Genomic DNA, 11,470 nt, shown 5'->3' with positions numbered 1-11,470 from the left:
TAATACATTAACCAAACATTAACATCTAAGACTCGTTTTGTTTAATCTTTAAAATTTTAAGAATTTTAACAACTTCTAATTTTGCCGCTTCAATTGAAGTATTTTCTATGACAAAATCGCTTTTTGAGATGCGTTGTTCATCAGTCCATTGTGCGTTTATTCGTTTTAAAACAAGTTCGCGTGTAGTCTTATCTCTTTCTAAAACCCTTTGAATTCTTGATTCTACTGGTGTTGTGACAGTTATAATTAAATCACACCTTTTATAATTTCCGCTTTCAAATAAAATGGCAGCTTCATAAATAATATATGGTGCTGCTGCATGTTGCAAAAGCCATTGATCAAAATGTCTTTTTACGGCAGGGTGAATAATTTTATTTAGTTCTTCTAATTTTTCAGGGCCATTGAATACGATCTCAGCCAGTTTTTCCCTACTCAATACATCATTTTCAAAAACAGAATTTCCAAATACCTTTTTAATTGCATCTATAATTTCTGAAGATTGCATAATTTTTCTGGCTTCGTCATCTGCGATGTAAACAGGAATACCAAATGATTGAAAATAATTTGCAATGGTTGTTTTTCCACTTCCGATCCCGCCTGTTAAACCAATTATTTTTGTCATACTAATTTTTGAAAAATAACTCGGGAAAAGCCTCTTGAGGTTTTTGCTTCAGAATGATGATTTTTATAAATGATTCTAAAAATCCTATTCCGTAACCATAAAATTGTTTCCAAACGGCTATTAATGATAAATACCCAATTTTAACACTCTTGTTCTGATACGTAGACACCAAAAATAATACCAAAAAATAAACAAAATACAACTGAAGCAGCTGATCAAAATTGAAAACCAATAATAGTAAGGATGTAAAAAATCCTATTATAAAAACAGAAGGAAAGAAAAAAGTAAGTTTATTGTATTGTGGATACCAACTGTTAAGAATGGGTCTCGCTTTACCAAACTTATTCACCTGAATCGAAAACTTATCCCAATCAATTCTTCTCTTGTGATATACAAATGCTTTAGGAAAAAGTTTAGTCTCAAAGCCTAAATTCCATAAACGAATCGATAAATCTGGATCTTCCCCAGGATGAATATTACCAAAACCTTTGGACGCTTCAAAAGCTTTACGAGACAATCCCATATTAAAACTTCTAGGCTGAAACTTATCAATTTTTTCTGAACCGCCTCTAATTCCGCCAGTGGTAAGAAAAGAAGTCATTGCAAAATTGATTGCTTTTTGTATATCCGAAAAACTATCTAAAGCTTTATCAGGACCACCAAAACAATCTACATAATTTTGTTTTAAAGCTTTGTCAACTTCTGTTAAATACTCCTTTGGAATAATACAATCGGAGTCAAAAATAATAAAGCAATCTCCTTTTGCTTTTTTCATCCCGTAATTCCTGGAATCTCCGGGACCAGAATTTTCCTTGTAATAATAGGATATCTTTAATTTATCATCATATTTATGTACCACCTCTTCACAGGGTAATGAAGATCCATCTTCAACTATTACAACTTCAAACTCTTGATTATAATCCGATTGTGACAAACTTTCTAAAAGCTCGTCAACTTCTTCTGGACGATTGTAAACTGGAATAATTAGGGAAAATAACATAAATTTGAATGTGGTATTAAAAGGTGTATTTTTAGACTCCAATAATTTTAACAAATATAATCTTTATCCATAAAAAAACCATCAACTATTAATTGATGGTTATATAAATACTTTTGTTTTTTATTCAAACATTTCCATTACCTCCTGACTTACTCCCATATTTGAGAATCCACCATCGTGTAATAAATTTTGCAAGGTTACTTTTCTGGTCAAATCAGAAAACAGTGTTATCGTATAATTAGCACAATCTAAGGCAGATGCATTTCCCAAAGGCGACATTTTTTCGGAAAAATTTATAAAACCTCCAAAACCTTTTACGCCTTGACCCGCAGTTGTGGCTGTCGGAGATTGCGAAATGGTATTAACTCTTACTTTTTTATCTCTTCCAAAGAAATAACCAAAACTACGGGCTATAGATTCCAAATATGCTTTATTATCTGCCATATCATTATAATCAGGAAACACACGTTGCGCCGCCATATAAGATAAAGCAACAATACTTCCCCACTCGTTCATGGCATCTTTTTTGTACAAAACCTGCATTACTTTATGAAAGGAAACCGCCGATACATTCCAGCCTTTCTCAGTATAATCGTAATTTTGATTGGTATAATGATTTCCTTTTCTAACATTTACAGACATTCCGATAGAGTGCAAAACAAAATCAATTTTACCTCCAAGTATTTCCATAGCTTGATCCACCAAATTTTCTAAATCAGCTACGGAAGTTGCATCAGCAGGTATAATTTGAGAACCTGTTTTTTGCGCAAGCAAATCAATGGTTCCCATTCGTATTGAAGCCGGAGCATTAGACAACACGAAAGTCCCACCTTCTTCATGAACACGTTCAGCTGTTTTCCAAGCAATAGAATTTTCATCCAATGCTCCAAAAATAATTCCTCTTTTTCCTTTTAGTAAGTTATACATAATACAATTAATTTAAGTCTGTTTTTTATAAAAAAATAATGCACCTTAATTTCGAAATGAATAAAACCATTGTGAAATTAAGATGCATTACGGAAACTAAATATTTAATTTAGTAAATAGGATTACCCAATACTTTCGATGTTTACTACTTCGTTTGTATCTTCTTTATAATCTACTCCACCTACTTCAAAGCCAAATAGATTGTGAAAATCTTTTCTGTATCCTTCTAAATCACTTATTTCAGATAAATTTTCAGTAACAGCCTCAATCCACAATTTAGCTACTTTTTCTTGAACATCAGGACGCATTTCTAAATCGTCGATACGAATTCTTCCTTTTTCATCTACAGGAACTTCATATCCGGTATATAATCTTTCTTGGTATAAACGTTGAATTTGCTCAATACAACCTTCATGAATTCCTTCTTCTTTCATTATTCTGTACAATAAAGAAATATACAATGGAATAACAGGAATCGCAGAACTTGCTTGTGTTACCAATGCTTTATTTACAGAAACAAATGCTTTTCCACCAATGTCAGCTAAACCGTCAGTGATCGCAAATGCAGTTGCTTCAAGATGATCTTTGGCACGACCTATTGTTCCTTTTCTATAAACTGCCTCAGTCAATGATGGTCCAATATAAGAATAAGCAACAGTAGTAGCTCCAGGTGCCAATAAATTTTCTGCTTTTAAAGCGTCAATCCACATACCCCAATCTTCACCACCCATTACAGCAATTGTATTTTCAATATCATCACCACTACATGGTTCAATAGAAATTTCGGAAACTTTACCAGAATGGAAATCAACAGTTTTGTTCGTAAAAGTACTTCCAATTGGTTTCAAAACAGAACGATGCATAACACCCGTAACCGGATGAACACGAACAGGAGAAGCTAAACTATAAATAACTAAATCCACTTGGCCTAAATCAGCTTTGATAAGATCTAATGTTTGTTTTTTTATTTCATTAGAAAATGCATCTCCATTGATACTTTTAGCATACAAACCTGCTTTATGAGCTTCATTTTCGAAAGCTGCAGAATTATACCAACCTGGTGAAGCCGTTTTTCCTTCAGAAGGTGCTTTTTCAAAAAAAACACCAATCGTTGCTGCATCAGAACCAAAAGCACTTGTAATTCTGGAAGCCAACCCAAAACCAGTTGAAGCTCCAATTACTAAGACTTTTTTAGCCCCATTAATATTTCCTTTTGATTTTATATATTCTATCTGATTTTTAACATTTTGTTCGCATCCTTTTGGGTGAGATGTCGTACAAATAAATCCTCTCATTCTAGGTTCTATAATCATATTTGGTTATTCTTTAATTTAATTTTTTGTATAATTGTTTTTAAGCTTTCGCAAAATACTTCCTAAAAGGGAGCAAATATAAAGCAAAATATTAGTTCAACAAGGCTTTTGCGTGATTTAAGGCTGATTCAGAAACGATAGTTCCTGATAACATTTGTGCAATTTCCACTACTCGATCTTCCTCGTTTAATAACTTTAATTCAGATTGCGTATCCTCACCAACAGTTGATTTAAATACTTTGAAATGTGCATTTCCTTTTGCAGCGATTTGAGGTAAATGGGTGATGGCAAAAATTTGCATCTCCTGGCTCATTTCTTTCATGATTTCTCCCATTCTGATTGCAATCTCTCCGGAAACACCGGTGTCAATTTCATCAAAAATTAGTGTTGGTAATTTTGAATATTGTGCTAATATTGCCTTAACAGCCAGCATAATTCTGGACATTTCTCCACCAGAAGCCACTTTTTTCAATAAGCCAAAATCAGTTCCTTTATTGGCAGAAAATAAAAACTGAAGTTCATCTTTCCCATTTTGAAAATACGTTTCGGTAGCATTAATGTCGATTTTGAAACGGACATTAGGCATTCCCAAAGTTTCTAAAATCGCAATCAACTTTTGAGATAAAACCGGAATAGATTGGAATCTATTATTATGAATTATAGCCGACATTGCATCTAACGTAATTGTTTTTTGTTCGATCGAATGCGTCAATGTTAGGATTTCTTCTTTTATATTTCCTAATTCTAAAACTGAATTTTCTAAGTTAGCTTGGATTTCAAGTAATTCATCCACCGTAGTAACCTGATGCTTCTTTTGCAAATTAAAAATAACCTGCAACTTTTGACTAATTAAATCCAATTGCTCCGGATCATTAACTAGTTTTTCTGAACAGCGATTCATCTCATCCGAAATATCATCAAACTCAATCGTTACGCTTGTAATTCTTTCCAATAAAGAATGATATTCAGCTGAAAAAGGAGCGATTTTTTGTAATGAAATTTTAATTTCTTTCAAATTATTCATCACGCCAATCTGTTCTTCATTGGCAATAGCCAACCCTTTATCGATAGATTCTTTAATAATCTCCACATTGTTCAACTTCTCAAAATCAGCTTCAAGAATTTCTTGCTCACCTGATTTTAATTGAGCCGCAACTAATTCATCCAATAAAAAAGTATTGTATTCCTGTTCTTTCTTAGATTCGCTTTGTCTTTTCAGTAACGAATTCAATTTGGATTTATCCGATTTATAACTTTTCAAAAGCGATTGGTAATCCAGAATCGTCTCTTTATTATTGGCAATGGCATCTATAATATCGAATTGAACGTTTTCATCCGAAAGCTCTTGGGTTTGCTGTTGCGAATGAATATCAATTAAGAACAAACTCAATTCCTGAAGTTCCTGAAGATTTACAGGACTGTCATTGATAAAAGCCCTGGATTTCCCTGAAGGCAGAATTTCACGTCTAATTATAGTTTCATTTTCATAATCCAAATCATTGGCATCAAAAAATGGTAACAAATTATACTTTGAAATTTCAAAATGAGCTTCAATAATACACTTTTCTTCTTTATTCTTTAAAGAAGTTAAGTCGGCTCTTTTTCCTAAAACCAGTCCCAATGCTCCTAAAATTATTGATTTACCAGCACCTGTTTCTCCTGTAATTGTTGAAAAACCTTTTGAAAAATCGATAGTCAATTTTTCTATTAAAGCATAGTTTTTTATCGAAAGTGACGTTATCATTTATATATTGTTTTGTGATGAGGAGCTAAGGATTAAACTAAAAATTGAAGCCCAATTAATATTTTATCAGCACCCATTTACTTGAATTCAAAGGAGAAATTTTATTCAGATTATCGACTAAATCTGATATAGTGATACTTGGTCCGCCAGAAAATATAGAAACTATTTCATCTGATTTGGCATCAAAAAAAACACGCGTTAAAAAGGCATTAGGTCTTGAAGCATTTAATTTTGCCAGATTAATTAACGACCCTTTTATTTTTTCTTTAGAGGCTTTTAAATCCTGACTCATCAGGTCTAATCCGGTATGATAGTCATACATGGTTTGTCTGACTTGTTTAAATGCCGGGGATAAAATATCGTTTATCAAAAAATATCGATTTTGATTTCCATCCGTTTGCCCCCATCCTTTAGAACCTCCTTGTTGCGCAACATTGGAAATATTTTGGGCTATTTCAAAATTTGGATTTCCAGATTCCAAAACAAAAGTATCCGAATCCATTCCTAAAATCACATAACTGTAAAACGCTATTACCGAAACTAAATTAGAATCGAAAGTAGTTGGATTAAAAATTAAATTTTCAAACTCAGTATATCTAAAACTAAAGTCTTTGTCATTATAATTTAATACAGGAGATGCATAGGAGGAATTAAAAACTGGTCTTGATGATTGTACCTGAATAGTGGCTGTAAATTGGTCTGCGCTATTCGATGAAACGGTAATGTACATCGAGCAATTAATCTTTTCGTTTTGCTTGAAAGTCTGCCCTGTCCAATCCGTTTTGTTTACAAATTCACTTATCGATGTTTCCAGCGTCTTGAAAACTTGCTGATTTGCATTACTTAATTTTTGTGCATTTACTGTCACAGTACAATTTAACTGTTGCGCTTGCGAAAGCCCAAAAGTCAGTAGTAAAAGAAAAGTAATTATTTTATTCATCTGTAGCTTTCTATTGTTTCTTATGGGTCATATGTAAATCACTCACCATCATTGCCGTTTGAATTGCAATCCGCTAGCTCATTTCATAAAAGTGCGCAATTACTTTATTTAGTATATCATCAGCAACTGCTTCTTTCGATTTCAATTCCATGGCTTCGATAGTAAAAAACTTATCTATAAAAGTAACTTTATTTGTTGCCTTTCCAAAACCAGCTCCTTTATCCTGCAAAGAATTTAGAACTATCAAATCTAAGTTTTTTTTCTGAATTTTCAACTTAGCATTTTCAATTTCATTTTCTGTTTCCAAAGCAAAACCAATTAAAAACTGATTTTTTTTACTTTGACCTAAAGAAGCTAAAATATCTTTTGTTTTCTCCAATTCAATAGTGAAATCATCAGCATTCTTTTTTATCTTTTGCGAAGCTACATTCTTAGGCTTATAATCCGCAACTGCAGCAGCTGCAATTGCAACATCTACATCAGCATAATAAAGATGACAGGCATCATACATTTCCTGAGCAGAAACCACAGGAATCACTCTTATCAATGGATGGGTTGCTTTACAATGTGTAGGACCAGTAACTAATAGTACTGAAGCACCCAGATTTGCAGCACTTGAGGCAATATCAAAACCCATTTTTCCCGAAGAATGATTTCCTATAAAACGTACAGGATCTATCGCTTCGTATGTGGGACCGGCAGTAATTAATATTTTTCTTCCTTTTAATGGCAATCTGCTTTCTAAATCAGCTTCTATAAAGGCAACAATGTGTTCGGGTTCAGCCATTCTTCCTTCTCCTGAAAGTCCACTTGCCAATTCTCCACTTTCAGCAGGAATTATGGTGTCACCAAATTGAGTCAGAGAGAAAAAATTAGCAATGGTGGAGGGATGCTTATACATATCCAAATCCATTGCAGGCGCATAATAAACTGGACATTTTGCCGATAAATATGCTGCAATCAAAAGATTATCACAAGTACCATTTGCCATTTTTGACAAGGTATTAGCAGTAGCAGGAGCAATAACCATTACATCAGCCCAAAGTGCTAATTCAACATGATTATTCCATCTTTCGTTTTGCTTCGCCAGTTCGCCCGGGTTGTCGTCCTGATTGTAAAAGCTGGAATATACAGGATTTTTAGATAACGTAGATAACGTTAATGGAGTTATAAAATCCTTAGAAGCAGGTGTCATTATCACTTGGACATGTGCACCTGCTTTTATGAAAAGTCGTACTAATGAAGCTGTTTTATAGGCTGCAATTCCACCAGAAATACCTAGTAAAATTTTCTTACCGATTAAAACTGACATTACTACTATTACTTATTTGAATCTCTGTGGTAAATTTTACCATCTAACCATTCTTGAACTGCTAAAGCATGAGGCTTAGGCAATTTTTCGTAAAATTTTGAAACCTCAATTTGTTCTTTATTTTCAAAAACTTCTTCAAGACTGTCATTATATGTAGCAAATTCTTCCAATTTCTCAGTCAATTCTTTTTTGATTTCAGAATTGATTTGGTTTGCTCTTTTAGCCATAATGGTTATCGCTTCATACACGTTCCCAGTAGGTTCTTCAATAACATTCTTGTTGTACGTTATTGTATTTACCGGAGCATTCGTCTTTTTTAAATCCATGACTTTATTTATTTAGTAAATTTTTGTAAATCTTTTTCAATTCTAGCGAACATTTCGTCTGCTTTCTTTTTGTATTTGGTATTAGCATCAAATTTAATCAAATTTGAATGTGCCACTACTGCAACATTTAATCGTTCTTGCATTTTTGCAGGAACACTATTGATTGCCAGTTGATAAGCCGAATCATATTTATAAAACAACGCATCTTCCTTGAATGTTGTTCCAGGATAATCAGCTATAAAATTATCAAAAGCAACTATCGCTGATTTAAAATCTGAAATAGTATTATATCCTTTTGCATTTTCATATACCTTTTTCTCTATTTTTTCACTTAGCGCTTTTACAGTTACATTTGCTTCTATCAAATATTCCGAGTTAGGATACGTATCAATAAATGTCTGTAATTTATCTATCGCTTTCACTGTATCTGCCTGATCTAAGCTGTAAACCGGTGATAACATGGAATAGCTTTTTGCACCTAAATAAGCTGCTTCTTGAATTTTCTCGCTTTTTGGATAACCCGAAACAAAACTTTCAAATTGATACCCAGCTAAATAATATTGCTTGGTTTTGTAATATGACTGTGCAAACATGTAAAACAATTTTTCCGCTTGAGGTTTCCCTCTGTACGCCGGAGCAATTTGTTCAAAAATACGAATCGCTTTTGAATATTTACCTGCATCGTACAATTTAGTAGCCATTTCAAATTTTACAGCAATATCTTCGGTTTTTAATGCTTTTTGATATTCGTTACAAGAACAAAAAAGAGTAACGAGAAGCAATAGAGATATTATTTTTTTCATTTTTTTACTTTTTTTTACAATTTCTGTGTTGTGTTCAATATACAGAAAATCATACCGAAGTTTCGGTGGCAAATTTAGTTATTAATTTAGCTACTACAAAATATATTTTTGCATAAAAAAAGACACTGCTTTTTACGCTTGTTTATTGATTTTTTCAACAAATTGGCCAATTCTGTTAGCCAATGATTCATCTACTTTTATCAATGGTAAACGAACTGTATTTTCAGCGATTCCCAGTGATAGAAACACTTGTTTGATTCCTGCAGGATTTCCCTGCTCAAAAATCATATCGATACCATCCGATAAAAGGTATTGCGTTTTGAATGCTTCCTCCACTTTTCTATTTAAACCCAATCGGATCATTTCAGAAAATTCTTTTGGAAAACCTTGTCCAATTACGGATATAACGCCAGATCCACCTGCCAAAACCATTGGCAAAGCAATCATATCATCGCCAGAAATCACAAGAAAATCTTTTGGTTTGTTTTTCAATATTTGCATCGCTTGAACAATATCTCCAGCCGCTTCCTTAATAGCAACCACATTTTCGAAATCATTTGCTAAACGCAAAACAGTTGAAGGCAATATATTACTTGCCGTTCTTCCGGGAACATTATACAAAATAACAGGAATCGGAGAGGCTTCAGCAACAGCTTTAAAGTGTTGGTAAATCCCTTCCTGAGTAGGTTTATTATAATAAGGTGAAACCGAAAGTATAGCCACAAATTGTGATAAATCTCTAGTTTTAAGCTCTTCTACAACTTTCATTGTATTATTACCGCCAACGCCTAATACCAATGGCAATCTTCCATTATTAATTTCTATTACCGTCTTGATAACTAATTCTTTTTCGTCTTGAGACAATGTTGCATTTTCAGCAGTTGTACCAAGCACTACAAGATATTCAATTCCATTATCAATTGAGAAATTTACAATTCTTTTTAATGCTTCAGTATCAATTGAAAAATCCTCGTTAAATGGTGTTACAAGGGCAACACCTGTTCCTATTAATGATTGCATATTGGATTATAATTTGTTTAATATTTTTAAATATCTAAATAATTCGTGAGTGAAAACTTTAAAATTTTCAGTATTGGTGTTAATCATCAAGTGATTTAATCTTTTGTCTATTGATGAAAATCCAACTTTAAATTGTGCTTTTGAATTGTGGGTAACAACCATTAAAATTGCTTTTTCAACATCATAATAACTAATTAGCAAATCAAACTTCTCGTTAACAAAATCATTTACCTGTGGATCTGTAATCTCCCCTTTCCAATTGAGATGTTTTGCTCCAAAAGCAGTATGAGTACGTGCATCGCTTTTTTTAAATTTGTCTTTGTAAACAATAACTTTAATATTGTTTGCTGAAATTCCGTTTGCTATTAACTCCTTAATCAAGGCCTCTTTTTTCGAAAAATAACTGGCGTCTATAAGTAACCCAACAGTTTGTATCGAAGTTGAAAGCGAACTGCTTTTAACATTATGCAAGCTGTTTTTTAATATTTTTTTTACAGAAAAATCCTTTATGTAATTTAAAAACATATTACTTTTACTTGATTACAAAATTAATTAATTAAGTCGCATTTGAAATGGTAAATCTAAAAAAGTATAACGATGTTTTAAAACTTTTTGTTATATTCTTAACATTTATTTTTATTACTTCCTGTAGTAAACAAAATTATTACGTTACGAAGATAGAAGGTAAAAGAATCCCAATTACTGAAAAGGAAAACCAAGTTCCTCAAATTGAAAACTTTATTAAACCATACCGCGAACACATTAATAAAGATTTAGACAGCGTTTTGGCGTATTGTCCGGTAACATTAGATAAAAGTTCCGGTAAATGGCAGACTACTATTGGTAATTTACTTGCCGATGTTACCTTGATGCGAGGCAATTTAATTATTAATGCAAGAGAAAAAAAGAATATCGATATCTGTTTACTGAATCATGGAGGCATCCGTTCTATTCTTCCAAAAGGAAATGTTACGAGCAGAACTGCTTTTGAAATTATGCCTTTTGAAAACAGTATGGTTGTTATTGCTATAATAAGGAGAACAAGTTTTTGAATTAGTTGATTATTTTATTGCTGAAAAAAAACCACATCCTTTATCCTGTATAACCTTTACAATTGACAAAAATAATGCAGCCAAGAACATCTTAGTTCAAGGAAAGCCAATTGAAAAAGACAAAATTTATTATGTGGGTACCAATGATTATTTATCCAATGGTGGTGACAATATGAATTTCTTTAAAAAAGGCGTTCAGAAATATGTTTTAGATTATAAATTACGAAATATTCTAATTGATTATTTTAAAGAAGTCGATACAATTCCTGTTGTAAATGATATCAAAATTACTGTTGAATAGAAAATAAGTGTTCCGTGTTCAGTCGCAGTATTCAGTTTTAAACAACTAGAAAATAGTTTCATAAATATATAGCCCTAGCCCTGATGGAAGCGAACTGACGAAGTAAATAG

11 protein-coding genes and 1 pseudogene are annotated in these 11,470 nt (G+C 32.6%); 1 reads left to right on the top strand and 11 read right to left on the bottom strand.

Going from position 1 to position 11,470, the window contains the following annotated elements; genetic code table 11:
- Nucleotides 1-25 precede the first annotated feature (25 nt).
- The 11 genes from coaE to FNW38_RS06020 all read right to left on the bottom strand — a co-directional run bounded on the left by coaE (nt 26) and on the right by FNW38_RS06020 (nt 10,532).
- Nucleotides 26-622, bottom strand: a complete 597-nt coding sequence (gene coaE / locus FNW38_RS06070; RefSeq protein ID WP_143386529.1) for a dephospho-CoA kinase — start codon at nt 620-622, stop codon at nt 26-28.
- A 1-nt stretch (nt 623) separates the two neighbouring features.
- Nucleotides 624-1,622, bottom strand: coding sequence for a glycosyltransferase (locus FNW38_RS06065; protein WP_143386530.1), 999 nt, complete (start codon nt 1,620-1,622; stop codon nt 624-626).
- A 120-nt stretch (nt 1,623-1,742) separates the two neighbouring features.
- Entirely contained in the window at nt 1,743-2,552 is an 810-nt protein-coding gene (locus FNW38_RS06060; protein ID WP_185963095.1) for an enoyl-ACP reductase FabI, read from the bottom strand.
- Between the two features lie 119 nt (nt 2,553-2,671).
- Nucleotides 2,672-3,862: an enoyl-ACP reductase FabV gene (gene fabV, locus FNW38_RS06055; protein WP_143386532.1), complete on the bottom strand. Its 1,191-nt coding sequence runs from the start codon at nt 3,860-3,862 to the stop codon at nt 2,672-2,674.
- Nucleotides 3,863-3,953: 91 nt separating this feature from the next.
- The gene (recN, locus tag FNW38_RS06050) at nt 3,954-5,606 is read right to left on the bottom strand and encodes a DNA repair protein RecN (protein ID WP_143386533.1); all 1,653 of its coding nucleotides are present in this window, start codon (nt 5,604-5,606) and stop codon (nt 3,954-3,956) included.
- A gap of 55 nt (nt 5,607-5,661) precedes the next feature.
- Nucleotides 5,662-6,546 (bottom strand): type IX secretion system protein PorD, encoded by an 885-nt coding sequence (gene porD / locus FNW38_RS06045; protein WP_143386534.1) that lies wholly within the window; start codon nt 6,544-6,546, stop codon nt 5,662-5,664.
- 73 nt (nt 6,547-6,619) lie between these two features.
- Nucleotides 6,620-7,858 carry a bifunctional phosphopantothenoylcysteine decarboxylase/phosphopantothenate--cysteine ligase CoaBC gene (gene coaBC / locus FNW38_RS06040; RefSeq protein ID WP_143386535.1) on the bottom strand — a complete coding sequence of 413 codons (1,239 nt, stop codon included), beginning with the start codon at nt 7,856-7,858 and terminating at the stop codon, nt 6,620-6,622.
- Nucleotides 7,859-7,866: 8 nt separating this feature from the next.
- Nucleotides 7,867-8,184, bottom strand: a complete 318-nt coding sequence (locus tag FNW38_RS06035) for a DNA-directed RNA polymerase subunit omega (RefSeq protein ID WP_035671643.1) — start codon at nt 8,182-8,184, stop codon at nt 7,867-7,869.
- 8 nt (nt 8,185-8,192) lie between these two features.
- Entirely contained in the window at nt 8,193-8,987 is a 795-nt protein-coding gene (locus FNW38_RS06030; protein WP_143386536.1) for an outer membrane protein assembly factor BamD, read from the bottom strand.
- A 132-nt stretch (nt 8,988-9,119) separates the two neighbouring features.
- Nucleotides 9,120-10,007 (bottom strand): 4-hydroxy-tetrahydrodipicolinate synthase, encoded by an 888-nt coding sequence (gene dapA / locus FNW38_RS06025; protein ID WP_143386537.1) that lies wholly within the window; start codon nt 10,005-10,007, stop codon nt 9,120-9,122.
- A gap of 6 nt (nt 10,008-10,013) precedes the next feature.
- Nucleotides 10,014-10,532, bottom strand: a complete 519-nt coding sequence (locus FNW38_RS06020) for a DUF6913 domain-containing protein (RefSeq protein ID WP_143386538.1) — start codon at nt 10,530-10,532, stop codon at nt 10,014-10,016.
- A gap of 47 nt (nt 10,533-10,579) precedes the next feature.
- On the opposite strand from FNW38_RS06020, the pseudogene FNW38_RS06015 reads away from it, so the two are divergent.
- A pseudogene (locus tag FNW38_RS06015) lies at nt 10,580-11,360 on the top strand (5'-nucleotidase C-terminal domain-containing protein).
- Nucleotides 11,361-11,470: the final 110 nt, after the last annotated feature.

Origin of the sequence: Flavobacterium gawalongense, assembly GCF_007097265.1 — a bacterium.
In the GTDB taxonomy this organism is placed as follows: Bacteria; Bacteroidota; Bacteroidia; order Flavobacteriales; family Flavobacteriaceae; genus Flavobacterium; species Flavobacterium gawalongense.
The sequence above is the reverse complement of the archived record's forward strand: the minus strand, read 5'-3'. Positions and strand labels throughout refer to the sequence as shown.